Origin of the sequence: Segniliparus sp., from assembly GCF_051660745.1 — a bacterium.
GTDB lineage: Bacteria > Actinomycetota > Actinomycetes > Mycobacteriales > Mycobacteriaceae > Segniliparus.
Genome location: NZ_JBOFQF010000033.1, coordinates 21,346 through 46,654, shown reverse-complemented (window position 1 = coordinate 46,654; position 25,309 = coordinate 21,346). Strand labels below are relative to the sequence as shown.

At 68.6% G+C, this 25,309-nt stretch carries 22 protein-coding genes and 1 tRNA gene; 9 read left to right on the top strand and 14 right to left on the bottom strand.

Translation table 11 applies throughout. The annotated features are described in order from the left end of the window. Position 1: 1 nt before the first annotated feature. Positions 2 to 2,023 carry a DNA topoisomerase (ATP-hydrolyzing) subunit B gene (gene gyrB / locus ACRC20_RS11190; RefSeq protein ID WP_438686457.1) on the bottom strand — a complete coding sequence of 674 codons (2,022 nt, stop codon included), beginning with the start codon at positions 2,021 to 2,023 and terminating at the stop codon, positions 2 to 4. Positions 2,024 to 2,135: 112 nt separating this feature from the next. After that, positions 2,136 to 3,104, bottom strand: coding sequence for a DNA cytosine methyltransferase (locus ACRC20_RS11185; RefSeq protein ID WP_438686456.1), 969 nt, complete (start codon positions 3,102 to 3,104; stop codon positions 2,136 to 2,138). Between the two features lie 478 nt (positions 3,105 to 3,582). Between ACRC20_RS11185 and ACRC20_RS11180 the strand changes: the two genes are divergently transcribed. The 6 genes from ACRC20_RS11180 (at position 3,583) to ACRC20_RS11155 (ending at position 9,573) form a co-directional block, all read left to right on the top strand. Next, the gene (locus ACRC20_RS11180; RefSeq protein ID WP_438686476.1) at positions 3,583 to 4,461 is read left to right on the top strand and encodes a MetQ/NlpA family ABC transporter substrate-binding protein; all 879 of its coding nucleotides are present in this window, start codon (positions 3,583 to 3,585) and stop codon (positions 4,459 to 4,461) included. Then, the gene (locus ACRC20_RS11175) at positions 4,458 to 5,522 is read left to right on the top strand and encodes a methionine ABC transporter ATP-binding protein (protein ID WP_438686455.1); all 1,065 of its coding nucleotides are present in this window, start codon (positions 4,458 to 4,460) and stop codon (positions 5,520 to 5,522) included. The genes ACRC20_RS11180 and ACRC20_RS11175 overlap by 4 nt, the downstream gene beginning before the upstream one ends. Then, positions 5,519 to 6,211 (top strand): methionine ABC transporter permease, encoded by a 693-nt coding sequence (locus ACRC20_RS11170; protein ID WP_438686454.1) that lies wholly within the window; start codon positions 5,519 to 5,521, stop codon positions 6,209 to 6,211. The genes ACRC20_RS11175 and ACRC20_RS11170 overlap by 4 nt, the downstream gene beginning before the upstream one ends. A gap of 153 nt (positions 6,212 to 6,364) precedes the next feature. Further along, a complete protein-coding gene (locus tag ACRC20_RS11165; RefSeq protein WP_438686453.1) occupies positions 6,365 to 7,036 on the top strand; it encodes a hypothetical protein in 672 nt (223 codons plus the stop codon). Positions 7,037 to 7,144: 108 nt separating this feature from the next. Further along, positions 7,145 to 7,867, top strand: coding sequence for a response regulator transcription factor (locus ACRC20_RS11160; protein WP_438686452.1), 723 nt, complete (start codon positions 7,145 to 7,147; stop codon positions 7,865 to 7,867). Continuing rightward, positions 7,864 to 9,573 (top strand): sensor histidine kinase, encoded by a 1,710-nt coding sequence (locus ACRC20_RS11155; RefSeq protein WP_438686451.1) that lies wholly within the window; start codon positions 7,864 to 7,866, stop codon positions 9,571 to 9,573. Before ACRC20_RS11160 ends, ACRC20_RS11155 begins: the two co-directional genes overlap by 4 nt. Before the next feature lie 15 nt (positions 9,574 to 9,588). Here the strand turns inward: ACRC20_RS11155 and ACRC20_RS11150 are convergent, their stop codons facing one another. From ACRC20_RS11150 to ACRC20_RS11130, 5 genes are all read right to left on the bottom strand, one after another. Beyond that, positions 9,589 to 9,843 carry a hypothetical protein gene (locus ACRC20_RS11150; RefSeq protein ID WP_438686450.1) on the bottom strand — a complete coding sequence of 85 codons (255 nt, stop codon included), beginning with the start codon at positions 9,841 to 9,843 and terminating at the stop codon, positions 9,589 to 9,591. A 110-nt stretch (positions 9,844 to 9,953) separates the two neighbouring features. Further along, positions 9,954 to 10,886, bottom strand: coding sequence for an LLM class F420-dependent oxidoreductase (locus ACRC20_RS11145; protein ID WP_438686449.1), 933 nt, complete (start codon positions 10,884 to 10,886; stop codon positions 9,954 to 9,956). A 9-nt stretch (positions 10,887 to 10,895) separates the two neighbouring features. Then, the gene (locus tag ACRC20_RS11140; RefSeq protein ID WP_438686448.1) at positions 10,896 to 12,251 is read right to left on the bottom strand and encodes a cytochrome P450; all 1,356 of its coding nucleotides are present in this window, start codon (positions 12,249 to 12,251) and stop codon (positions 10,896 to 10,898) included. A gap of 137 nt (positions 12,252 to 12,388) precedes the next feature. Further along, positions 12,389 to 12,461: transfer RNA gene (locus tag ACRC20_RS11135), tRNA-Lys, on the bottom strand. Between the two features lie 110 nt (positions 12,462 to 12,571). Continuing rightward, complete coding sequence (locus ACRC20_RS11130; protein WP_438686447.1) at positions 12,572 to 12,943, bottom strand: hypothetical protein; 372 nt, start codon at positions 12,941 to 12,943, stop codon at positions 12,572 to 12,574. Between the two features lie 194 nt (positions 12,944 to 13,137). Here ACRC20_RS11130 and ACRC20_RS11125 point away from each other — a divergent pair, with 194 nt between their 5' ends. From ACRC20_RS11125 to ACRC20_RS11115, 3 genes are all read left to right on the top strand, one after another. After that, on the top strand, positions 13,138 to 13,899 hold the full coding sequence (locus ACRC20_RS11125) for a DUF2334 domain-containing protein (protein WP_438686446.1): 762 nt from the start codon (positions 13,138 to 13,140) through the stop codon (positions 13,897 to 13,899). Between the two features lie 99 nt (positions 13,900 to 13,998). Next, positions 13,999 to 15,720, top strand: coding sequence for an exonuclease domain-containing protein (locus ACRC20_RS11120; protein WP_438686445.1), 1,722 nt, complete (start codon positions 13,999 to 14,001; stop codon positions 15,718 to 15,720). A gap of 54 nt (positions 15,721 to 15,774) precedes the next feature. Beyond that, positions 15,775 to 17,031: an ArsB/NhaD family transporter gene (locus ACRC20_RS11115; RefSeq protein WP_438686444.1), complete on the top strand. Its 1,257-nt coding sequence runs from the start codon at positions 15,775 to 15,777 to the stop codon at positions 17,029 to 17,031. A 9-nt stretch (positions 17,032 to 17,040) separates the two neighbouring features. Here ACRC20_RS11115 and ACRC20_RS11110 read toward each other — a convergent pair whose 3' ends face one another. The 7 genes from ACRC20_RS11110 to murJ form a co-directional block, all read right to left on the bottom strand. After that, the gene (locus ACRC20_RS11110; protein ID WP_438686443.1) at positions 17,041 to 18,273 is read right to left on the bottom strand and encodes an N-acetylmuramoyl-L-alanine amidase; all 1,233 of its coding nucleotides are present in this window, start codon (positions 18,271 to 18,273) and stop codon (positions 17,041 to 17,043) included. Positions 18,274 to 18,584: 311 nt separating this feature from the next. Continuing rightward, complete coding sequence (gene trxA, locus ACRC20_RS11105) at positions 18,585 to 18,914, bottom strand: thioredoxin (protein ID WP_438686442.1); 330 nt, start codon at positions 18,912 to 18,914, stop codon at positions 18,585 to 18,587. 38 nt (positions 18,915 to 18,952) lie between these two features. Beyond that, a complete protein-coding gene (trxB, locus tag ACRC20_RS11100; RefSeq protein WP_438686441.1) occupies positions 18,953 to 19,915 on the bottom strand; it encodes a thioredoxin-disulfide reductase in 963 nt (320 codons plus the stop codon). Positions 19,916 to 20,193: 278 nt separating this feature from the next. Next, the gene (locus ACRC20_RS11095) at positions 20,194 to 21,078 is read right to left on the bottom strand and encodes a hypothetical protein (protein WP_438686440.1); all 885 of its coding nucleotides are present in this window, start codon (positions 21,076 to 21,078) and stop codon (positions 20,194 to 20,196) included. 205 nt (positions 21,079 to 21,283) lie between these two features. Continuing rightward, positions 21,284 to 21,874 (bottom strand): RNA polymerase sigma factor SigM, encoded by a 591-nt coding sequence (sigM, locus tag ACRC20_RS11090; protein ID WP_438686439.1) that lies wholly within the window; start codon positions 21,872 to 21,874, stop codon positions 21,284 to 21,286. A 31-nt stretch (positions 21,875 to 21,905) separates the two neighbouring features. Continuing rightward, a complete protein-coding gene (locus ACRC20_RS11085) occupies positions 21,906 to 23,492 on the bottom strand; it encodes a protein kinase family protein (RefSeq protein ID WP_438686438.1) in 1,587 nt (528 codons plus the stop codon). A 138-nt stretch (positions 23,493 to 23,630) separates the two neighbouring features. Continuing rightward, positions 23,631 to 25,304 carry a murein biosynthesis integral membrane protein MurJ gene (gene murJ, locus ACRC20_RS11080; protein WP_438686437.1) on the bottom strand — a complete coding sequence of 558 codons (1,674 nt, stop codon included), beginning with the start codon at positions 25,302 to 25,304 and terminating at the stop codon, positions 23,631 to 23,633. Positions 25,305 to 25,309: the final 5 nt, after the last annotated feature.

Below are 25,309 nucleotides of genomic sequence, written 5' to 3'. Positions count from 1 at the left end.
ATCAGACGTCGAGGAAGCGAACGTCTTTGGCGTTGCGCGCGATGAACCCTCTTCGCGCGGGCACGTCCTCGCCCATGAGGATCGAGAAAATCTCGTCGGCGGCAGCCGCGTCGTCCATCGTGACCAGGCGCAAGGTCCGGGTGTCCGGGTCCATGGTGGTCTCCCAGAGCTCTTTGGCGTTCATCTCGCCAAGACCCTTGTAGCGCTGCACGCCGTCGTCTTTGTTGATCTTCTTCCCGCCTGCGAGCCCTGCCTCGATCAGCGCGTCGCGCTCGCGGTCGGAGTAGGCGTACTCCGGCTCCGTGCGCTGCCACTTGAGCTTGTAGAGCGGCGGGGCGGCGAGGTAGACGTGGCCGTGCTCCACGAGCGGGCGCATGAACCGGAAGAGCAGCGTCAGGAGCAGCGTCGAGATGTGCTGGCCGTCCACGTCCGCGTCGGCCATGAGCACGATCTTGTGGTAGCGCAGCTTCGCGAGGTCGAACTCGTCGTGGATGCCCGTGCCGAAGGCGGTGATGATCGACTGGACCTCGGTGTTCTTGAGCACCCGGTCGATCCGCGCCTTCTCGACGTTGATGATCTTGCCCCGGATCGGCAGGATGGCCTGGAACTCCGAGTTGCGCCCGCTCTTGGCCGAGCCGCCCGCGGAGTCGCCCTCCACGATGTAGACCTCGGACTTGCTGGGGTCCTTCGAGCGGCAGTCGGCGAGCTTGCCGGGCAGGCCGCCGATGTCGGTCGCGGTCTTGCGGCGCACCGTCTCACGGGCGCTGCGGGCCGCCTCGCGGGCGAGGTAGGCCTGCTGGGCCTTGGTGACGATGAGCTTCGCCTCGGCCGGGTTGGCCTCGAACCAGTGGGTCAGCTCCTCGTTGCAGACCTTCTGCACGAACGAGCGGATCTCGGTGTTGCCGAGCTTGGTCTTGGTCTGGCCCTCGAACTGCGGCTCGCCGAGCTTGACCGAGATGACCGCCGAGAGGCCCTCGCGCACGTCGCCGCCCTCGAGGTTCTTGTCCTTCTCTTTCAAGAGCTTCTTGTCACGGGCGTATTTGTTGACCGTCGAGGTCAACGAGGACCGGAACCCCTCTTCGTGGGTGCCGCCCTCATGCGTGTTGATCGTGTTCGCGAAGGTGTAGACCGACTCGGTGTAGCCCGAGTTCCACTGCATCGCGATCTCCACCTCGTGGCCCTCGCCCTTGCCCTCGAAGCTGACGATCGAGGTGTGGATCGGGGTCTTGGTGCGGTTGATGTGCGCGACGTAGTCGTGCAGCCCGCCGGGGTAGTGGTACTCGCGGCGCTTGACCGCAGGCTCTTTGGACTGGGCCTCCTCCTCGGAGCGCGCCAGCTCGGCGGTGTCGACGTCCTCGCCGTCCTCCGCCGCGTCGACCACCCCGACGCGCAGGTCGGTGAGGGTGATGATCAGGCCCTTGTTGAGGAAGGCCATCTCCTGCAGCCGCCGGGCGATCGTGTCGAAGTCGTAGCGGGTGGTCTCGAAGATCTTCGGGTCCGCCCAGAACCGGACCGTCGTGCCGGTGCGCTTGACCGGGCTGCCCTTCACCAGAGGCCCGGGCTTGGCGTTGTCGTACGTCTGGGTCCAGTGGTGCCCGTCCACGTCGATCTCGACTTCGAGCTTGTACGAGAGCGCGTTGACGACGGAGATGCCGACGCCGTGCAGGCCGCCGGAGACCGCGTACGAGTCGGAGTCGAACTTGCCGCCCGCGTGCAGCACGGTGAGGACGACCTCCACCGTCGGCGGGCCGGAGGCGTGCGGCGCGACCGGGATGCCCCGGCCGTCGTCGATGACCTCGATCCCGCCGTCGGCCAGCAGGGTGACGTCGACGCGGGTCGCGTACCCGGCCATGGCCTCGTCCACCGAGTTGTCCACGACCTCCTGGACAAGGTGGTGCAGACCGCGCTCGCCGGTGGAGCCGATGTACATGCCCGGACGCTTGCGGACGGCTTCGAGCCCCTCAAGAATGGTGATGGAGCTCGCCCCGTACGAGGACTTGTCGGCGTTCTTCTTCTCGCTCATTATCTCTCTATAGTACCCCTAAGGGCCCCAGAAACCATGCGCACTGCCACCTCGCACCGCCGTGAGTCGCGTAACGGGCCCTCCTTGGAGTCCCGTGGCCGAAAAAGGGTTCTCAGGCCGAACGGCTCGCTAGGCGGCTCGTACGGGGATTTTCCCTGCTCATCAGCCCCTCCCGCACCGCCTCGGCGACATACTGGGCGAGCCGCACCGGGACCGCGTTGCCGATCATCTGCTCGGCGGCCGTCTTGGTCGCCCCGAACCAGAAATCGGCGGGGAAAGTCTGCACCATGGCCCGCTCCGCCGTGGTGAGCGGGCGCAGCTCGGCGGCCACCGGCGCGGTGTCGCCCGGATGGCCGGGGTAGCCCGAGGGCACCGGCCGGTTCACGCCCCGCACCGTCGGCGAGGGCTCGTCGACCGAGAACACCGCCCGACGCGCGTAGCTGCGCGGATGGCGGTAGTAGTGCTCGAAGTCCAGCGCGCTCCCGAAATAGTCGCGCAGCGTCATCGGCTCCGCCGCGAGGCCCTCCGCCAGCGCCCGCATCGCCCGGTCCGTGCCCTCCTGGTCGAGGAAGCCGATGGTGAACAGCCGTTTCCTGGTTTGCGGCACCCCGCAGCGCGACGCGTCGAGGACGACGCGGTCCACCGTGTACCCCCGCGACTCGAAAATCCCCACCGCCCGGCGCAACGCGGCAGACTTCGCCGCGCGCCCGACGTTCTCCATCACGAAGAACCTCGGCATGAACGCGACGACCAGCTCCGCGAACTTCTCGGTGAGATCTGCCCGGTCCGCCTCGACGCGCCGTCCCGCCGACGAGAAGTCCTGGCACGGCGGGCCGCCGACGATCCCGTCCACCCCGCTGGTCCACTCGCTCAGCACTGCCTTGGCGAGCTCCACGTCGCCGAGGTCGAGCTCGATCGCCGGATGCCGGAAATTCCGCCGGTGCACCGCGAGGGCCTCGGGCCAGTTGTCGACGGCGGCCACGACCTCGAAACCCGCCTCCTCGAAGCCGAGCGACAGCCCGCCGCAACCCGCGAAGAGGTCGAGCAGCCGAGGCTTCGGCCCGAAATCGCGCAGAGTCATGCCGGGACAGTAACAGCGCGCGAAGGCAAGATCCGGGATTTCGTCCCCGGGCGCCGTTGGCGGGACGATCTGCTTGTTGCAGCGGGCGCGGCCAGTCAAAGCACAGAGGGCCGCCCGCTTCGCGAGGACGGGCGCCGCGCGCCGCCGCCGGGGCGGGGCGGGGGCGGGGGCGGGGGCGGGGGCGGAAAACCTTCGCCCGACAGTCCGAGGGCTCTCAGATCGATGTGAAGAAAACCCCCGAAGAGTTGCAAGGCGTCCTCGCTGTGCTGGAGGATCGAATCCGCGCGGATCAGAAGGAGCGCGCGCCACGGGTCGACGCGGCCGCGCGATCGGACTAAGGTGAGCCAGCCCGGCGCGCAAACCGGGAACAAGGCGAGCATGTGAGGAGCACCCGGTGGGCGAGACGACCCCGAAGGGGAAGCAGGCCGGGCACGGCGTCCTGGCCCGCCTGTTCCAGGGGTCGCTGGTCCAGGGGCTGCTGCTCCTCGGGACCGCCGCCGTCGCAATCGTCGCAGTGCTCTCGGCGCTGGTCGCCCTGCTGAACTTCAGCGCCAAGGGCTCGGCTGGCGGCGCGAACGTCGTGCTGCTCGGGACCACGGACGCCGGGAAAGACAGCTGGAACACGTTCGTCGCCGAGGCGAAGAAGCAGGGCCTGGACATCACCACGGTCAACTTCACCAACTACCAGCAGCCCAACGACGCGCTCGCCCAAGGGCAGATCAACGCGAACCTCTTCCAGCACCTGCGGTTCCTCGCGGAGTACAACGTGGCGCACAACGCGCACCTGACCCCGGCGGCCGCCACGTTCATCGTCCCGCTCGGCCTGTACTCGCATAAGCACAAGACGCTCGCCGAGATCCCCCGAGGCGGTCAGATCGCGGTGCCGAACGACCCATCCAACCAGGGCCGCGCCCTGTTCGTCCTGCGCGCGGCCGGGCTCGTCAAACTCGTCGGGGACCATCTGACCCCGACCGCGAACGATGTGGACAAGGCCGCCTCCAAAGTCGGCGTGGTCCCCGTCGACCCGGCGCAGACGGCACGCTCGCTCGACTCCGTCGACGGCGCCGTGGTCAACAACAACTACCTCAGCGACTCGGGGATCGACCCGACGACCGCGCTCGCCAAAGACGACCCGAACGACCCGAACTCCGCGCAGTACATCAACGTCATCGTCGCGCGGCCCGAGGACAAGGACAACCCCATCTACCAGAAGCTCGCGGACATCTACCACTCCAAGCCGGTCAACGACGCGTACAACACGGAGTCCAAAGGAACCCAGGTGGCGGTGACCAAGCCCGCCGCCGAGCTGCAGGCGATCCTCGCGCAGATCGAGGCGAAGGTCAGGGCCGGGCAGTGAGCGAAGACCAGAGCGCCCACGCCGAGGCCCGGGGCAGCGGGATCGTCTTCGACAACGTCAGCAAGGTCTTCCGGGTCGGAAACCGCGAGGTCGTCGCCGTCGACGAGGTGAGCCTGGACATCCCCGCCGGGGAAATCTTCGCCATGATCGGCTATTCCGGCGCGGGGAAGTCCACGCTGGTGCGGATGATCAACGGGCTTGAGAAGCCCAGCTCGGGGCGGGTGCTGGTGCACGGGGTCGAAGTCTCGTCATTGCCGGAGCGCGGGCTGCGCGCCGTGCGCGCCGACGTCGGCATGGTCTTCCAGCAGTTCAACCTGTTCCGGTCGCGGACCGTGGCGGGGAACGTCGCCTATCCGCTCAAAGTCGCGGGGTGGCCCGCCGCGAAACGCAAGGCCCGCGTCGCCGAACTGCTGGACTTCGTCGGGCTCGCCGCCAAGGCCAAGCACTACCCCGACCAGCTCTCCGGCGGCCAGAAACAGCGCGTCGGCATCGCGCGGGCCCTCGCCAGCGGCCCCTCGGTCCTGCTCGCCGACGAGGCGACGAGCGCGCTGGACCCGGAGACGACCGAGGACGTGCTGCGCCTGTTGCGCTCGGTCAACACGGAGCTCGGGGTGACCATCGTGGCGATCACCCACTCGATGTCCGTCGTGCGGGCCATCGCCGACCGCGTCGCCGTGCTGGCGCACGGCAAAGTGGTGGAGGCGGGGACCGTCTTCGACATCTTCGCGAACCCGCAGAGCGAGATCAGCCGCAATTTCGTCGGCGCAGTGCTCCGGCACGCCCCGGCGGACCAGGACCTCGCCCGGCTCGCCGGGCGGCATCCGGGGACGATCGTCTCTGTCGACATCCGGGACGACGTGCGCATCGGCCCGCTGCTCGCCGAGGCGGCCAAGGACGGGGTCCTGTTCGAGTTCGTCCACGGCGGGGTCTCCAGCCTGCAATCACAAACTTTCGGAAATATCAGTCTCGAATTAAACGGGCCTGCGGACAAGGTTTCCGGGCTCGTCGACCGGTTCAAAACCGTCACAAAGGCCACCGTGGTGAAGGAGGCCTCGTCGTGATCGACCACCTCATCGGCTGGTTCGGAGCCGACGCGAGCTGGCACCGGCTCGGCCCCCAGCTCGGCGAAGCCTTCGGCGACACGTTGTGGATGGTGCTCGTCACCGTCGTCTTCGGCGGCGCACTCGGGCTGATCCTCGGCGTCGTCCTCTACAGCTCCCGGCCCGGCGGGCTGGTCGCGAACCGCTTCGCCCACGTCGTGCTCAACGTGGCCGTCAACCTCGTCCGGCCGATCCCCTTCGTGCTCCTCGTCGCCGCGCTCGGCCCGGTCACCCTGGCCGCCATCCACAAGACCATCGGCATCCAGGCCGCCATCTTCGTCATGGTGGTGTCCGCCTCCTTCGCCATCGCCAGGATTGTGGAGCAAAACCTCGTCACCATCGACCCCGGCGTCATCGAGGCGGCCCGCGCCGTCGGCGCGGGCCCGCTGCGGATCATCACGACCCTGCTGATCCCCGAGGCCCTCGGCCCGCTCATCCTCGGGTACACCTTCGTGCTGGTCGGGATCGTGGACATGTCCGCGATGGCGGGCGTGGTCGGCGGCGGCGGGGTCGGCGACTTCGCCATCACGTACGGCTACAACCGCTTCCGCTGGGACGTCACCCTCGTGTCCGTGCTGCTGATCATCCTCTTCGTGCAGCTGGCCCAATTCCTGGGGAACTACCTGGCCCGCAAGGCCCTGCGGCGGTAGGAATTGGGCTCGCCCGCAGCAGCGAGCCACGAGGAGCCGCCCATGAGCACCGCCTGGGGAACTACCTGGCCCGCAAGGCCCTGCGGCGGTAGCCTGGCCCCACGCGGCATAGTGATAGCATGTGTCCTCCAGCGAAATTGCGATTGGAGTCACATGGGAAAGGCCGCACGCCCTCGGACCGCCGGAGCCCCGCACGGAAGGGGCCGACGGCTCGCGGGCCTCGGCTTGGCGGGCGGCCTCGTCGCGGCCAGCATGCTCGTCACGACGCGGCCTGTCGCCGAGGCGGCCCCCGGGACCGCCACAGGCCCGGCCCACATGAACCCGACGTCGTGGAACCCCACCGACGACAACGAGCCCTTCGAGTCCAGCGGCCCGTTCGCCTTCGACTCCCGCCTGCCCGAGGCTTCGCGCACCGGGCCCTCCTCCATGCGCAGCGGGATCGGCAGCATCGCGGAAGCCTGCCGCCGCGTGCTGAACACCTGGGGCCCCATCGAGCCCGCGTACCTCACCTGGCGGGTGAAGGTCGAGAGCACTGACGACTACTTCGCCGCCGAGCCCGAGGTCGACAAGCTCTCCTTCTACCTCAACGTGGCGCACGGCGCGGTGACCAGGGGGCTCGCCGAAGTCCCCGGCTACGCGGCAGGGGCCGACCCGCTGCGGAAATACGACATGCACGTCGTGATCCTGCACGAGATGATCGACACCGGCGGCGGCATCGCGCCGCTCTTCCCCGACGTCGGCATCCCATGGGAGCGCTGGGACGCCGCCTGGGACAACCTGTCCCAAGCCCACGACGAGCTCCTCAGGGTCTGCCCCTACAGCTAGAGGGCTGATTTCGGGGCGGCCATGCCACAAGCGGCTCCCCGGACATTCACAACCGATTCACAGACTTCTTTCACCCAACTCCCTGGCTCGTCGCAGAGAATAAGCAGTATGACTGCAACGTTGGCATCCAACTCGGCGACCCGGACTTCGTCCATCCTCATTGTCGACGACGAGCCGAACATCGCCTACCTGCTCCGCGAATGCCTCTTGGCCCAAGGCTTCAACGTCAAAGAGGCGCACAACCCGACCGACGCGTTGGCGGTGGTGACCAAGGAGCCGCCAGACGCGATGATCCTCGATGTCATGCTGCCCGGCATGGACGGCTACACCCTCCTCCGCCGCGTGCGGGAGATGGGCACGGAATGCCCCGTCCTCTTCCTCACCGCCAGGGACTCGCTGGAGGACAAGCTGACCGGGCTGACGATCGGCGGCGACGACTACGTCACGAAGCCGTTCAGCCTCGAAGAGGTCGTCGCCCGGCTGCGCGTGATCCTGCGCCGGGCGGGCAAGAGCGACGGCGCGCGGGAATCCCCCACGCTCGTGTTCGAGGACATCGAGCTCAACGAGGAGACCCACGAGGTCTGGAAGTCGGGCAAGCTCGTCTCCCTGTCCCCCACCGAGTTCACCCTGCTGCGCTATTTCATGGTGAACGCGAGGATCGTGCTGTCCAAGCGCCAGATCCTCGAGCACGTGTGGCATTACGACTTCGGCGGCGACATGAACGTGGTCGAGTCCTACGTGTCGTACCTGCGGCGCAAGGTCGACACCGGCGAGAAGAAGATGCTCCAGACGCTCCGGGGCGTCGGATACGTGCTGCGCGAGCCACGGTGAGCGAGGCTCCGGCCGACTCTCTGGGCGACCTGGCGGACGAGCCCCCCGCAAGCAGGAGCCGCCGTCTGGGCGGCGGGCAGCGCAGAGTGCCGTTGTGGCTGCTCCTGGTCTCGCTGATGCTGGTCCTCGTGGGGACCGGGGTGCTGGTGAGCGACGCGATCGTCACCGTCAGCTTCCAACGCTCGGTGATGAACCGCATCGACCAGGACATCACCGGCGTCGCCCAACGGATCGCGGAGCGGCCGGTGAAACCGCCGATCCCGCCGGGGAAGCCCATCCCGTCGTTCGGCTATCCGAGCGCCCCCGCCGACGCTTCCGCCGACCCCTCTGCCGACTCTCCCGCAGGCCCCAGCCCCAGCCAGGCCGCGCCGCCGACGCTGCGCACCGCCGTGCCCCAGGAGCCGCCGCACCCGAACAGCCAGCAGTCCACGGACGGCGCCCCCGAGCCCTCCGTCGCGCCCATCACCTTGGAGGGCGCGTCGACGTCGCGGTACTACATCCGCGTGGGCGACCGAGTGTTCGGACGCTTCCGCGGCGCGGACGGCGCGGTCGTCTCGCCGAAGATCCCGAACGACCTGTGGGAGCTGCGCACGCCGCAGACGGTGCCCTCCGGGGAGAACCCGCAGGTGCATTGGCGCGCGGTGTGGATCCCCAGCCTGCACGGCGACATCGTCGTGGCCACCGAGCTCAGCGACGTCGACGGCAACCTCTCCTCGCTCCTGACGTTGCAGCTCGCCATCGGCACCGGCGTCCTGCTCGTCCTCGGGCTCGCCGGATACTTCCTCGTGCGCTGGAGCCTGCGCCCGCTCGTCGAGGTCGAGCGCACCGCCAATGAGATCGCCGCAGGCGACTTGGAGCGCCGCGTCCCCGACTACGGGGAGCGCACCGAGGTCGGCAGGCTCTCCAAAGCCCTGAACTCCATGCTGGCGCAGATCCAGCAGGCGTTCGCCACGACGCAAGCCTCCGAGGAGAAAGCCAAGAGCTCCGAGCGCAGGATGCGCCAGTTCGTCGCCGACGCGAGCCACGAGCTGCGCACCCCGCTCACCGCGATCAGGGGGTTCGCGGAGCTGCACCGCAAAGGCATCGGGGCCTCCACCACGATCGCTATGTCCCGGATCGAGAGCGAGGCGATCCGGATGGGCAAACTCGTGGAGGACCTGCTCTCCCTCGCCCGCACCGACGCCGACGCGCAGCGCCAGGTCGAGCCTGTTCCGGTGGACATGTTCCAGCTGATGACCGACGCGGTGCACGACGCGAAGGCCATCGCGCCCGAGCGGGCCGTCGAGTTCCAGTTCCAGCCCTCCGGCGGGCCCCCCGTCGTGCTCGGCGACGAGTCGTCGCTGCGCCAAGTGCTCTCGAACCTCATGGGCAACGCCCTTTTGCACACCAGCGAGGACGCGACCGTCACGCTCTGGCTCGGCGGGGACGCGCAAGACGTGCTCCTCGAAGTGCGCGACACCGGGCCCGGCCTGTCCCCCGAGGACGCGGAGCGCATCTTCGAGCGGTTCTACCGCGTCGACCCCTCGCGGGCGCGCTCGAGCGGCGGCTCCGGGCTGGGCCTCGCCATCGTCGACGCCATCGTCCGCGCCCATGACGGCCAGGCCTCGGTCACCAGCGAGCTTGGCAGAGGCACGACGCTGCGCGTCCGGCTGCCCCGGCTGACCGCCGACCCCGACGAGGACGAGCTCTACCTCGCGGAGGAGTGACCGCACGCCCGACGATCACCGCCCGTCGGCGGCCTCTTCCGCCTCTCGGGAGACATGGGGCCGCAGATCCTCCCGCTGCACGGGGTCTCCGTCGATCGTCAAGACGCTGCTGTTGCTCCCATGGTCCGCCGGATCGTTGGCGCCGCCGGTGCCCGCAGAGCCCGCGTTGTCGGCGGCGAAGGCGTGCGCCGAGACGGCCCCCGCGACCCACACGCCCGCCGCTTGGAGCAGGGCGAACATCACTGCAGAGATAAGCGTCGGTTTGCGCATGCCGCCTCTTCTCGTCGTTGGCATTTCTATAAGGATGGATCATCCAACATATGTGTTGTCCGATTTATTCCACGTGATTTGTTCCATGCGCGGCGAACGGCCCGCCGAGGTCAGCCCAGCTGCGGCACGACCCGCTCCGCGACGAGCGCCAAGTGGTCGAGGTCGGCCAAATCGAGAGTCTGCAGGTAAAAGCGGTCGCTCCCGAGCTCTGCGACTTTGCCGAGCTTGTCGACGACCTCGTCGACGACGCCCGCGAGCGGGCTGTTCGCGCGCAGCTCCTCGACCTCCCGGCCGATCGCGGCCGCGCGGCGGGCCACCTCCGCCTCGTCCCGGCCCACACAGATCACGAACGCGTTGGAGAACACCATCGAGGCCGGGTCCCGGCCGATCGCCTCGCACGCGGCCCGAACCCGGCCGATCTGGACGCGCGTCTGGTCCGCCGAGGCGAACGGCACGTTGAACTCGCACGCGTGCCGCGCGGCCAGCTGGGGCGTGCGCTTGGCCCCCGTGCCGCCGATCACGATCGGCGGGTGCGGCGACTGCGCGGGCTTGGGCAGGGCGGGCGAGTCGACAAAAGTGTAATGCTCGCCCCGGTGCTCGAACCGCTCCCCGACCGGGGTCTTCCACAGCCCGGTGATCGCCTCCAACTGCTCGGCGAAACGGTCGAACCGCTCCTTCGTCTCCGGGAACGGGACGCCGTACGCGGCGTGCTCCTCGGCGTACCAGCCCGCGCCGAGCCCGAACTCCACCCGTCCGCCGCTCATCTGGTCCACTTGCGCGACCGTGACCGCGAGCGCGCCGGGATGGCGGAACGTCGCCGAGGTCACCAGCGTGCCCAGCCTGATCCGCGAGGTCTCGCGGGCGAGGCCCGCCAGCGTGATCCACGCGTCCGTCGGGCCGGGCAGGCCCTCTTTATTCATCGCGAGATAGTGGTCGGACCGGAAAAACGCGTTGTAGCCGAAGTCCTCGGCGGCCTTGGCCACGCGGAGCAAGTCGTCATAGTCGGCGCCCTGCTGGGGCTCGACGAACACGCGGAAGTCCATGCCGCGAGTCTATCGCGGCACGGCGGCGAAACGGTCCGGCTCCGGGGCGGGCGAGCGCCGGGAGACCCTCAGGCGGGCCTCCCGGTTCGGCCTCGTCGCGATCCCTTTGGTCACAGCCCACAGTCCTCCGCGGAAGCGGGGCGGCCCGATGTCCACATGGGCGAGCACGACGCCGAGCGCGACGAGAAGCTCGTAACTCGCGAACGAGGCCCCTGGGCATCGGCGGTTCCCGCCTCCGAAGGGGGCGAAGGCGAAATGGCTCGGGTGCGCCCCGATGAAGCGTTCGGGCTGGAAGCGACCGGGCTGGGGCCAGGAAGCCGGGTCGGCGTGCAGCGCTGGCAGCGCCACGCCGATCAGCGCGCCCTCGGGCAACGCCTGTCCGAAGAACTGGGCAGGGGCGCTGAGCCGCCGCAAGACGAGCGGCACGCTCGGATGCAGGCGCAGCGTCTCCTGGCAGACAGCGTTGAGATACGGGAGGCGGGCGAAATCGTCCGGTTCCGCCGCAGGGCCGAGCTGGGAGAGCTCGGCAGAGAGCTTTGTCCGGACCCGTTCGTCGCGGGCGAGCTCGATCAAGGCCCACGACAAGGCCGCCGCCGTGGTCTCGTGCCCGGCCACGACCATCGTGCGCAGCTCGTCCAACAGATCCTCGTGCCGCAACGGGGAGCCGTCCTCGTAGGTGGCGCGCAGCAGGAGGCCCAGGATGTCCGAGCCCTCCCCGCCGTCCTCGGCTTGGCGACGGCGCTCGATCCGTTCCTCAAGGAGGCGGTCGAACTCCGCCTTGGCGGCGAGGAAGCGCCGCCAAGGGGGGAACAGCCCGCGCCGCAAGGCCGGGCTCAGCATGAGCGGCGCGGTATAGCTCAACAGCAGCTCCCGCATCGCGTCGGCCAAGCCGTCTCCCCCGCTCCCGCCGAACACAGCTTGCTCGATGACGCGCGTGGTAACCGCGAAGGAGAAGGCGTTGGCCTTGAGCGTGGCCGCCGAGCCGTGCGGGCCTTCCAGCTCTGCCACAACCGCGTCGCGGACGCCCTGCTCGTAGGCGCGCATCCGACTGCCGTGCAATGCGGGCATGACAGCCCGGCGCTCCTTGCGGTGCCGCTCCCCGGACAGCATGAGGAGCGAGCCTTGGCCGATCAGGGGGGCGATGAGTTCGGGCTGCGGGCTCTCCAAGAGGCCTGGCGGCGCCTGAAGCACTTCGCGCGCCCCGGATTCGACTCCGGTGAAGAGCACGCTGCCGATTTGGGGAAACCAGACGGCGAACGGCTCCGAGCCGCGCGCTCGCCAGCGCAGATAGCCAAGCGGATGGACGCCTGCGAACATCAAGTGCGCAGGCGAGAGAACACGGGCGAGGAAGGCCGACTGCCGCACGCTCGCCAAGCATAGACATGTTTCAGTGTTTCGTCCTGCCGGAATGCGGGCCGTTCGGCACCGCCCCTCTCGGGCGCGAGCCGAGACCGCGCCAGCCCTCCCCTCGGCTTCGAGCCGCGCGGGCCCCTCACTCGTTGTGCTCCCTCTCGGGCTCGAACCGAGGACCTGCGGATTAAAAGTCCGTAGCTCTACCGACTGAGCTAAAGGAGCAGGTGCGCCTGAGCGCGAGGAAACAGAATACCGCATAAGCCCGGGCCCGCGCCAGCGGCTTCCCGCCGGTTTCGCCCAGGGGGAGCCGAAGCCGTGGACGGCAGCAGCGCCTAGGAGGCTTCGTCCGACGAGGCCGTCTCCGACTGTTCCGCCTCCGGCTGGCCCGTGCCTGCCCGGCCTCCGCCCACCAGGCGCGTGCCCGACTGCGCGGGCGCGCGGGCAGCCGCCTTGTCGATATGGCAGTCCCACGCGGGCGCCCCCGCATGGGCCTTCGCGTCGGCGATGGCCTCCTCCTCCGTGGCGCCTTCGCCGTCGCTCGTGTAGGTCTCGAAGCCCAGCGCCCGGCCGTCCGGGCCGAAATGGTCGACATCCCAAATGCAGTACGCGTGCACCGTTCCGTCCGCGGACGCGGGCGCCGCGCCGACCAAGCCCAACCCTGCCGCGCCAGCCGCCAACGCCACGCATCCCGCCGTCAACCTCATGGGAGTCCCTCCTTCTCGACCCGCGCCGCCGAGCCGCCGCGCAGTGACGCACATCCTAACGCACATCCATGGTCCGAGATGTCTCTGTCCCGCACCCGTCCAACCAGCGGGCTTCGCCACGTGTTCATCTCAAGATGGGCGGCACGCTATGTCGCGGCAGCGAAGGGGACACCTGCTCACAGGAAAATAGAGCTATGGCTGAGGAGCAGAAGTCTCCCCCCGACGAGGGGAGCGCACCCCGCTCGACGGAGCTCGTCGTCTCGCTGTCCGGCATCCGCGACGCCACGCTCGACCAGGTGCGCGCCCTCGCCGAGCGGCTCGACGCGCAAGGAGTCCCGCTGTCGCTGCTCGTCGCGCCGAAGCTGCCGGGGAAGTACAAGCTCGCCAAAGACCTCGCAACGGCGGACTGGCTGCGCGAGCGCCGCAGCCACGGCGACGCGATCGTGCTGCACGGCTACGACCAGGCGGCCACAAAACGGCGCAAGGCCGAGTTCGCGGCCCTGCCCGAGTACGAGGCCCGGCTGCGGCTCACCGCCGCCGACCGGATGATGGACCACCTCGGGCTCCGCACCAGGCTCTTCGCCCCTCCCGAGTGGGCCGCCTCCCCAGGGGCGCAGGCCGTGCTGCCCGGCTTGGGCTTCTCCCAGCTCATCCGCGCCGACTCGGTGCTGGACATCGCGACCCACACCGTCCGGCCCGCCCGGCTTTTCGCGCCAAGGCCCCGATACGAGTCCTGGCAGCGCCGCATGGTCGCCTTCTGGGCGTGGCGCAGCGACCGCCGGGGCGAGCTCGCCCAGCTCGCGATCTCCGGGAAGCACCTGGACTCCGACAGCGTGCGGGGGCTGTTCTTCGAAGCGCTCGACCTGGCGCTGGAGCGCAGCCTCCGGCCAGTGCGCTACGGGGCTTCCCCCGGCGAGCCGTCTCGGCTGACCTCGCTGATCACCGGCGCCGCCTGAGCGGGCTTCGCGAGAGCGAATTACCGTTTCGTGGAACAGATCACATCCTCGACGCTCTATGCTCATCGTATGCGACACATTTGGACTCGATTAGACCTAGTGAAGCAGAGCGGCTCCACTCCTCGAGAAACCGAATTCACTGTTCTTGACATCGAAACGACAGCATTCTCGCCACCAGGCCGCGTCATTGAGGTAGGCGCGGTACGCCTGCGTGGAGACGGACATGTTGTCGGCGAATTTTCTACCCTCGTCCACCCTGGGCATGGAGTGGATCTCGGAGCAACATGGGTGCATAAGATCTTCCCACAACATATCCAGGGAGCCCCGGTGATGCGTGAAGTCATCGGCGATTTGCTTGCTTTCATGGACGGTAGCGTTCTCGTCGCCCACAACGCCAACTTCGAAGAACGCTTTCTCCGCCATGAATTCGATCTGCTTGGAGTGTCCGTCCAAGGACAGTACTCACTATGCACTTTAGAGCTATCGCGCATGTATTTCCCGCAGTTACCCAACCACAAGCTCCCTACTGTCGCCGAATCGTTCCGCCTGCCGAACAAACCAGACCACAGCGCCCTAGAAGACGCTCGCGTTTGCGCTCAACTGCTGGCCACTTTCCTGAGCCACCCTTATTCTCTGACACTTTCCAAAGCCCCCCGGATTGCCGCACTACCCACCAGGCCAACTGCTTTGCGCCCTCTTCAGCCCCGCGTAAGCGGGCTTAGCAAAGGAAACGAGGGCTGGCTTTCCTCGCTTATGCGCCGACTCCCCATGAGCACTCCCGGGACAGTGCTACCCGATGTGGCGCAGCGTTACTCCGAACTTCTGTCCGATGCCCTCGCCGATGGACGGATTGTAGGCGACGAGGCGAAACAGCTTGGCCAGTTCGCTAGCCAATCCGGTATGTCACGAGCCGACGTTCAAACCGTCCATATCTCCATACTTGATGGAATGCGTACCATCGCGGAAGCGGACAATTTCATCGACGAGTCTGAGCACCACCAACTGGTCCACACTGCAAAACTTCTGGGCTTTCCAGATCACTTCAATGACCTCGCGAACCGGTCCTCGCCGCCAGAACTCGTCAACGACAAAGAGAAACCCCTACCGGTAGGACGGAAAGGCAACACTCGCCAAGGCCCCTGGGGAGACCGCAGAGTACTTTTTCTCACCGTCGGCGAGAGAACCGTCCTGCTCCAAGAAATGCTCGTAGAACGCGGGGCACAAATCGCCAAGATTCTGACGGACACTGTGACGCATATCGTGGCTGACTCGTCCAGCACGGACTCCCGAATCGACCGGGCACACCAGCGCGGCCTCCCTGTGCTCACTCTTCTAGAACTGCAAGGCTGGTTCCTTGAAACCACGCTAGCAACGGAAAATCCTCCACCCCCTACCAAGTCTGTCCAACAGTCTTCTCCGCCTCAGAAGACATCGACCGCTGCCAGCATCCCCTCGCCTCTGACAGCGCCCGTGACGCCGGCAGAGCACACCCCGCCGCCCGCCATCGAATACTGGCCGTCTCCTGCGGTTCCGCACATTCACGAGATCTGGCATTATCCGCAGCCAGCCAAGCGGGCTCCTGAGGTAACCGCACATCGCGCCTCTCGCATGCCTTGGGTCTGGTCCATTCTCGCAGCGTTCCCTCTTCTCCTCGGCGGATTCTGCTGTCTGGGCGGATTCGGAGCCTTCCTCAAGCACGACACAACTGGAGCGATCGTTGTAACGATCCTTGGGACCTTGTTCATCGCACTTGCCGTCGCACTGGTTTTTCTCGCGATCCGAAGTGCCCGCGGCAAGACGCAACCACCGCACCGCCCGTAATATGTCGTCCGTGCGCGCGGACTCGATGCTAGGCCCCCTCCGCTGAGCCCCCTCGTGCGCGAGTGCTGCGCCCTGCTGCTGTTGCTCGCGATGCTGGCTTTCGCGCTGTGGCCGGTGCGCAACCGCGTGCTCGCCGTCGCAGGACCGGTCGCGCTCGGCGGCGCGGCGGCGGGCCTGATCCCCGCCCACGCCACGCTGGACCAGGCGCGCGAGATCCTGCCGGTCCTGCTCTTCCTCGCCACTGTTCTGGCGCTGGCCTGGCTCTGCGAGGTCGAAGGCCTCTTCGCCGCAGCAGGCTCGCTGCTGGCCCGAAAGAGCTCGAATGGTTCCACGCTGCTCGCCATGGTGTTCCTGCTCGCGTCCGCGACCACAGCCGTCCTCAGCCTCGACGCGACCGTCGTCCTGTTGACCCCCGTGGTGTTCGCCGCGGCCACGCAGCTGAGGACCCGCGCCGAGCCGTCCCTCTACGCCTGCGCCCATCTGTCCAACACCGCGTCGCTGCTGCTGCCGGTCGCGAATCTCACCAACCTGCTGGCGTTCGCCGCGCTCGGGCTCTCGTTCACGACGTTCACGCTCGTCATGGCCGTCCCATGCGTCCTCGCCGTCCTCGTCGAGCTCCTCGTGTTCCGCTGGTTCTTCTCGTCGGAGCTCCACGAGGCCCACGAGCCCCCGGGGCCGCCCGAGCCGCAGAAACCCGCCCCCCTGTTCACGCTCGTGGTCCTCGGCGCGACATTGGCCGGGTTCGCGGTCGCAGGGCTGGTCGGGGCGAGCCCCGCCTGGGCTTCGCTCGCGGGCGTCGTCGTCCTCGGCGCACGGGCGCTGCGCCGGGGCGAGACCACCGTCGCCGTCGTGCTGCGTTCGGCGCAGCCGCAATTCCTCGTGTTCGTCCTCGCGCTCGCAGTGGTGGTCCGCGCCGTCGTCGACAACGGCCTCGGCGCGATCGTGACGAGGCTCCTGCCGACCGGTTCGAGCCTGCCCGCCCTGCTGGCTTTCGCGTTCGTGGGCGCGGCGCTGTCGAATCTGGTGAACAACCTCCCCGCGCTCCTCATCTTGCTGCCCGCCGTCCACAGCCAGCCGCCCGCCGTCGTCTTCGCGGTGCTCATCGGGGTCAATCTCGGCCCGAACCTCACCTATGTCGGCTCGCTCGCGACACTGCTGTGGCGCGGGGTGCTGCTCGACCGGGGCGTGCGCCCGCAGCTCGGCCGCTACACCCGGCTCGGCCTGGCCACCACCCCGGCGACCCTGCTCGTCGCGGTCGTCGCGCTGTGGCTGGAGTCGAGGTGGTTCGCCGGATTGCGGCTCGCCGGATGAGGGGGACCGCTATGCCCGCTGCTCGTGCAGGAGGAGGTCCTCGAAGGTGAGCGACCCCGTCGGGGAGTCGCCCCGGCCAAGGAGGTAGAGCCGCTTGACGGCGACCAAGATTCCCTCCGCGATGATGTCCCGACCGCTCGGCTCGGAGAGGAAAGCCCGGTCGGCGGGGTTGCTGAGGTAGCCGATGTTGATCTGCACGCACGGCATTTTGGTGGTGCGCAGGATCGGCCAGGTCCGTCCGTGGGTGCGGCAGTCCCGCAGCGGCGTCCGCGCGACGAGCTCGCGTTGGATCAGTTCGGCGAGCTGGCGCCCGACCGCCGAGTCGTAGCCGAGCGCGTTGCCGAAGTGGAAGCACGCGACGCCGTTCGCGACCGGGCTCTCATGCGTGGCGCACCGCAAGGCGAGCACGATGTCCGCCGCGTACGAGTTCGCGGTCTGCGCGCGCTCCTCGTCGCTCGGGCTGTGCGCGTGGGACCGCGAGAAACCGGCCTCCATCCCCGTCGCCACCATACGGCCCTCCAGCCGGGTCGCCAGGTCCCACAGCACGTCCGCCTCGCTGATCGGGCCGTGCGAGCCCATGACCACCAATCCTGGCCCGTCAGCCCCGCAGCCGGGGTCGATGACGATGCGCTTGCCCTCCAGCCTCGGCCCGGACATCCGCATCATTTCGCGTTGATGCAGCTCGTGCGCGGAACCGCCGGTCACCCGCGAGCCGAGGAAGTTCAAGGAACGCAGCGTCGCGGGCCCGCAGATCCCGTCCGGCGTGAGGCCGAACTCGCGCTGGTAGCTCATCAGCCCGTTGTGGGTCTTCGGCCCGAAGTACCCGTCCACGAGGCCCATGTAGAAGCCCAGATCGTGCAGGCGGGCCTGCAGGTCCGCCACGTCGTCGCCGACCATCGGGGCGCTGGGCTGGTAGCTGGTGACCCGCGCGCCGAGCCGGAAGGACGCCTCGCGAAGGCACTGCGAGGTCGCAGGCCCGACGATCCCGTCCACCAACATGCCGCGATGCTGCTGGAACGCGCGGACCGCGAGGTCGAGCTCCGCGTCGAACAGCGCCTCGACCTTGGCCTCCTGCGCCGCGTTGCCCGAAGCGACGGCGCCGAACTCCGTCTGCGCCGAGCTCGCGGAGGCGGGGCTCGCATTGGCAGAGCCGTTCTTGCTCTGCAGGAAGCCCAGCTCCTCGAGGACGGCGCGCACAGCGACCACCTCGGGGCCGATGTCGCCGCGGCGGAGGAACACCATACTCGTCAGGAGCCTTTCGGGTCGAGCGTCTACTGCACAACTGTAAGCATAGGCCCATCGGCATTGCTCAACGAATCCGCTGATCCGCCGGACCGCGACGAAGAAGGTCCTCGGCTGTGATCGATGCGCAACTATCTCATTCGAGTCACCCGAAGGTCAAATGAGCGCCTATCTGCCCGAACCCCCAGGACCGGGGTCCCAGGAGTCCAGGCGGATGGGATGCAAGGCGCACCGAGCCGACGGGTACGGAGGCGGTGTGGGGTACACGAGGCGAGGAGTAACGCCGCAGACCGCCGTCTGGGCCCTGGGAACTAGAGGCCGAGCTCGCGAAGTATGGCGGCCTTCGGCTTGGCCCCGACGATCTGCTTGACCGGCTCGCCGTTCTTGAACAGGATCAGGTTCGGGATCGAGCTGATGTCGTACTTCGTGCTCGTCTTGGGGTTCGCGTCCACGTCGAGCTTGGCCACCACGAGCTTGCCCGACTGCTCTTTCGCGATCTCCTCAAGAACCGGCGCGACCATGCGGCACGGCCCGCACCACGTGGCCCAGAAGTCCACCAGCACCGGCTGCTCGCTCGCCAGGACGTCTTCGGCGAAGGTGCTGTCGGTGACGGTCAGCGTTGCGGATTGGGAATCGGCCATGGTCAGCCGCCTTTCTTGTCGATGGTTGGTCGTCTTGGTCAAACTTGCGCGGAGAGCGCGGGCTCGGAAGCAGGTTCGTGCTCTGCGAGCCACCGCTCCGCGTCGATGGCGGCGACGCAGCCCGAGCCCGCCGCCGTGATGGCTTGGCGGTAATGCCGGTCCACGAGGTCGCCGGCGGCGAACACGCCCGGGAGCGACGTCTTCGAGGAGGGCGCTTCGACTTTGACGTAGCCCGCCTCGTCCTGCTCGACCTGGCCGACGACCAGCTCCGCCCTCGGGTCGTGCCCGATGGCGACGAAGAGGCCGGTCACCGGCAGCTCGGAAGTCTCGCCCGTCGCGGCGTCCACCAGCTCGACCCCGGCGACGGAGTTCGAGCCGAGCACCCGGCCCACCCCGGCGCCGAGCACGAACTTGATCTTCGGGTTCGCTTTGGCGCGCTCCAGCATGATCCGAGAGGCGCGGAACTCGTCGCGCCGGTGCACGACGGTCACCGACTTCGCGAAGCGGGTGAGGAAGGTCGCCTCCTCCATCGCCGAGTCGCCGCCGCCGACGACCGCGATGTCCTGGTCCTTGAAGAAGAATCCGTCGCACGTCGCGCACGAGCTCACGCCCCGGCCGAGCAGCTCCTGCTCCCCCGGCGCGCCGAGGTAGCGCGGCGCCGCGCCCATGGCGAGGATCACCGCGCGGGCGGCATAGATCTCGCCGTCCACGTGCACGAGCTTGCGATCCCCGTCGAGCTCGACCCGCTCGACATCCTTCGTCTCCAGCCGGGCACCGAACCGCTCCGCCTGCGCGCGCATCTCCATCATGAGGTCGGGCCCTTGGATGCCCTCCTGGAAGCCGGGGAAGTTCTCGACCTCGGTCGTGGTCATCAACGACCCGCCGAACTGCGTCCCCTCGAAGACCAGCGGATTCAGCTGCGCCCGAGCCGCGTAGACAGCGGCGGTGTACCCGGCAGGGCCGGACCCGACGATGATGAGGTTCTCGAGCGTCTCTGGCATGCAGCCTCCAACATAGCGCGGACAGGGGTTATTCCCGTCCAGTCTAGTGGAGCGCCGACCATGGCGAAGCCCCCGTCGATCCAGATGGACACATCGCAAGGCGACCGCCTCGAAATCCCCGCCGATCCATCGGGATGGGATGCAAGGCGCACCGCGACGACGTGTGCGTAAATAGCGAGGAACGCGCGCCTGGCGCACGAGGAGCGGTGGGGCACCTCCCGCTTGCGGGGGAGCATGAGCGGCCGACAACGCGGCGAGGCGCCATTTGGGCAGCGGGATCAGTTACGGCTGAGGATTTGTTTCGACAGGGTCGCGGGCACGCCTGCGCTGCATTCGGCTCCGACGACGAGGACCGTCATCTCCGGCGCCCCGCCGCGCGCGGACGGCGTCGGGATCATCATGAAGATGCCCTCCCGGTCGCCCCGCCTGATCCGGCCAACCGCCGCGATCTGCTGGTTCGCCGGGAACCCGTTCGCCGCGAGGCAGCCGCCTCGGACCACGTCGTCGGACAGCGGCCCGAGGTCTCGGATGGAGCTGCGCGAGCCCATCAACGCGCTGAAGTCCTTCCGCTCGATTTTGAAGCGGTTGTCGACGACCGTCGGCTGGATCTCGCCCGTCGGGCCGCTCGAGCCCTGCGTCGCGGGCGCGGGCTCGGCCTGCGACGAGGGCCGCTGCTCGTTCTGCCCCGGCCTCGGCCACGCGACATAGGTGACCAGCGAGAGCACCGCTGCCGCGGCGGCGACGCTCCCGACGCTCGCGGCGGTCGACCACCGGCGGCGGTGCCCGTCTGCCACGCCGCTCAATTTCGCCAGCTCGCGGTCCATCCGGCGCGCCACGAACTCCGGCATCGGCTCCGACGGCGCGGACGACTGGTCGAGTTTGCGCAACTGCTCGCACACCCTGTCGAGCCCGGCCAAGACCGCCTGCGCCGCAGGGTCGGCCGCCGCTCCGGCGCGCACCCGGTCGCGCTCGGCCCCCTCCAACGCGTCCGCGTGCAACAAGGCCAGCGCCTCGAGCGAGAACGGGGAGAGCGGGGAGTCGCTGCTTGAAGAGTGAACGAACGGGCCGTCCTGCCGTCGCTCGGCGTCGAAGCTTCCCGACGGGCGCCCAGCCTCCCACACGCGGTCGTCAGGGCCATCCCCTGGCAAATCGCTTGTCGGCATAGTTCACCTCTTCCTTACCTCAAGGACCGTGCGGTCCATCAACCACACCAGCCCGTCTCCGGACCGGCCGTGTCTTGCGTCGTTGCCTGACACCCGAGGTCAGAGCGCCATTTGGTCCACTCCAGACGGTGTCGCCGAACCGGCTGCCGTCTCGTCGCGGCCATGGCCTCTCCAAGCCTTCAATGGATTAGACGTTTCGAGAGTCTTATTGGTTCCCTTCATTTCGAAGGAATCCGAGCTGCTTCGCAAGTTTGGCCCGAGCCCTGGCGCATCTGCTTTTCACAGTGCCTTGCGGGATGTCGAGCATCCGAGCGACTTCTTCCACAGAATACCCTTCCACGTCCACCGCGACGAGCACCACGCGATGCTCGTAGGGCAGTGTCGCCAACGCGTCCCTGACCGCGAGCGAGAGCGCGGTGTCGCTCGTCGGGTGCTGCCGCAAGGCGCTCCGGTCGAGCTCGTCCTCCTCGGGAAGAGGGATCGCGCTCAGCCTGCTGCGCTGCCTCCGCGCCCGGTCCAGGCAGGCGTTCACCACGATCCGGTGCAACCAGGTGCTCACCGCCGCGTCGCCTCGGAACGACGGCGCGGCCTGATGCGCGGAGAGCATGGCGTCTTGGATGGCCTCGGCGGCCTCCTCCGCGTTGAAGCAGGTCCGCAGCGCCACCGCCCACATCCGGTTGTAGTGCCGCTGGAAAAGCTTCGCGAACGCCCGCTTGTCCCCCGCGACATGCGCTTGGAGGAGCTCCTTGTCGCTCGGCCCTTCGACGCCCTGCGCGGCGGACTGGCTCGACGTCATCGCTCGCTCCCGGACCCGGCCCTCTTCGGCCTTACGCCTGGGAACCGCTGAAGGCCACCTCGTTGATCCGGCTGCGGTACTGCGAGCCGCTCGGGGAGAGGGAAGTCAGCCAAACCAGGACGACGGTCGAGGGCTGCAACTGCGCCGTGTTGCACGTTATGGTCGTGCTCTGCCCGTTGACCTGCCCCGACCCGATCTTCACCAGGTCGTCGAGCTTCTTCACGTCGCCCGCTTTCGTGTTCGGCGATTTGGCCGCGTACACCTCGACCGCCGTGCCGTTCGAGGGGGACGAGATCGTCACCTGCTGGAGCTTCACCGCTTTCTCCAACGTGACGAGCAGGCCGATCCCCGGCTTGAACACCATCTTGGGCCCGTCGTTGTACAGGTCGGTCTGCCAATAGGTGGAGTCGCTGCCGTCGACGGCGTTCTTCGCCTCGCGCGGGTCGTCGAGGCCGGACGGGTCGCCCTTGAAGTCCACGACCTGGGCGTCGGACGCCTTCACCGGGGCCGCAGGGCCTCCCGTTGCGGCTGCGTTGGGCTGGCCGGGGACGAGCGGGCGGCCGCTCGACCCTCCCCCGTTGACGCTGTCCACCAGCGAGTACGCCCCGTATCCCAGCAAAAGCACAATGGCGGCGACCAAAGCGCCCCCGATGATGAGCGTCTTGCGCGAACGGCCCTCGGACCCGAGGGACCCGAGCAGCCGCTCCCGGAGCGACTGCTCGCCGTCCGGCTTGGCCTCCGCGCTCCGGGCCGAGGCGAACGCGGGCGCCGGGCTCGCGGCGGCGGGCGCGGAGGACCGGAGCCCCAAGTCGAGCTGCAGTCCGCTGTCCGAGGCAAGACCGGCCTCCTCGGCCTCGTCCTCCTCCGACAAGGCCCGCTCAAGCAGGTCGCGGAACTGCTCCGCGCTCACCTTGGAGCCAAGGGCGGCGTCTGCCGCGTCCGAAACCGAGGCGGGGACGGCCGGGTTGAGCTCGCGGGCCGGGGACAGCGCGCCGTCGGGGCCCTGTTTCGCCAGCGGCAGGCCGCCTTCGGCGCTCCCGCCGCCCGCGTTCTCCGGCCACTGCCCCGTGAGCAGCGCGTACAGCGTCCCGCCGAGCGCGCGCACGTCGTCCGCCCTGGTCTGGGTCGCGGAGACCGAAGGATAGGCGAGGACCGCCTCGCCGTCGTTGCTGATGCGCACCCGGATCGGGTCGTCGACGCCGAGGAGGGCGCCGTTCTCGTGCGCGGCGGCCGCCGCGTCCGCCAACGCGGTGAGCGCGTTCGCCGAGCCGAGGGCGGAAGGACGGCTGAGGGCCACCTCCCGAAGCGGCGCGCCCGCGACCCACTCGGTGATCACCACGAGATCGCCCTGGTCGTTGGTGATGTCGAAGATCCGGGCGAGTCCCGGGGAAGACAGCTTCGCGAGCACCATCGCGGCCCGCAGCGCCTCGGGCGCCGCGTTGCTCGTGAAGGTGAGCGCCACATGCCGGTTGAGATGGGAGTCCATCGCCTGCCAGAACGTGTGCGCGCCCAACGACCCGCACCGGACCAGCAACCGGTAACGGCCGGAAAGCACCATGGCTCCGGGGATCCGGGTCGGCGGAGCTTGCTCTTGTGACAAGGCTTGCTCTTGGGTCAACAGGACTCCTTGTGGCGTACGTGGTTGTTGAGGCCTGCACACGCCTCAACAGTTCTGTAGGCACACTAGCAGAAACGCTGTGCCAGCAGCGAACCGCGCATATGGCTCCTCGCCTGCTGAGAAGCCCCTTCTGCGCCCTCAGCCCGCTCGGCGCCGCACGGCCTCGACCAAGGTTCGGATCTCGGGGGCGCGCAGCGCGAAAAGCGCCGCGTAAATGACGACGAGCCCCGCCGTCCCGAGGACGGCGAGCAGGGCGAAACTGCCCAAAGAGCCGTGCGCCGCCGCGAACCGGGCGGCAGGCCCGGAGAAGGCCGCGAGCGCGAAGAGCGCCGCGCCGCACGCGCTGACGAGGACCGCGACCACGAGGCTCCGATAGAAAGGCGCGAGGCCGAGCGGGCCGAGCGAGCGCCGAAGCAGCACGAACCCGATCGCCGCGCCGAAAAGATAGCCGAGCCCGTTCGCGACGCCGAGCAGCTCCTGCACTCGGGCCGGGTCGCTGCTGACCGCCGGGGCCAGATACGAGCCCGCGACTTTGACGGCGGTGATCCCGACGACGATCCACGTCGGGGTCCACACCTGCTGCCGCGCGTAGAACACCCGCAGCTGCACCAGCACCACCGCGTACGGGAGGATCGCGAACGCGGACCAGCTGAGCACCGAGCCGAGGGTGTGGGCGTGCGCTTGGTCGAACTTGCCGTAGCCGAAGAGGCTGACCCCGATGAGCGGTCCTGCGGCGGCCATGAGCGCGACGACCGGCACGAGCGCCGCCATCGTGAACCGGTTCGCGCGGGCGAGGTCGGCGACCACCTGCTGGTCGTCGCCCGCCGCGGCGGCCCTGGAGAGCTGCGGGGTCATCATGGTGATGATCGTCACGCCGAACACCCCGTACGGCAGCTGGATCAAGAGCCACGCGTTCTGATAGATCGACGGCCCGCCCTCGTCGACCCGGCCCGCCACCTGGTACGCGACCAGAAGGCCGATCTGGCTGATCACGACGTAGCAGACCATCGCCGCGACCGTGCCGCCGAACTGTTTGAGCCGGGCGTCCACCCCCCACTTCGGGCGCAGCCGCACCCCCGCCCGGCGCAGCGACGGGAGCAACATGGCCGCTTGCACCACCACGCCCGCCGTCGCCCCGAGGCCGAGGACCAGGATCTGCGCCACGGTCAGCGCGTTCGGCTCGCCGGACTCCGGCAGGAAGAGGAAAACCCCGAGGGCGGCGATCACGACGAGGTTGTTGACGACCGGGGCCCAGGCTCCGGGCTGGAAACGGTCCCGCTGGTTCAGCACCGCGCTGCCGAGCGAGAACAGCCCGTAGAAGAAGATCTGCGGCAGGAGCAGCAACAGCAACTGCGCGACGAGGCGGCCGGGGACCTTGCCCCCGCCGTGGTCGAGGAACCTCGGCAAGAGCGCGGGCACGAGCACGAAGCTCGCCGCCGTCGCCACCACGAGCACGGCCAGGGTCAGCCCGATCATGCGCTGGGTGAACGCCGCGCCCCCGTCCTCGTCGGTCGCGGCGGCGCGCACCAGCACGGGGACGAACGCCTGGGTGACCACCGCGCCGAGCACGAGCTCGGTGACCATGTTGGGGATCTGGTTGGCGATGTTGAAGGCGCTGGAGACCGCGGGCGTCAAGATCACGAGCACCAGCACCGCTTTCGCGAAACCCGTGATCCGCGAGAGCAGGGTCGCGAGCGCGACGAGCCCGCCGGTGGCGACCGCCCGGCGCGTGGAGGGCTTGGCGGGCCGGTCCTGGGCGGCGGCCTCGTCGGGACCGGGCGCTCCCGGCTCTGTCTTCGTCGGTTCTGTCATCGGAG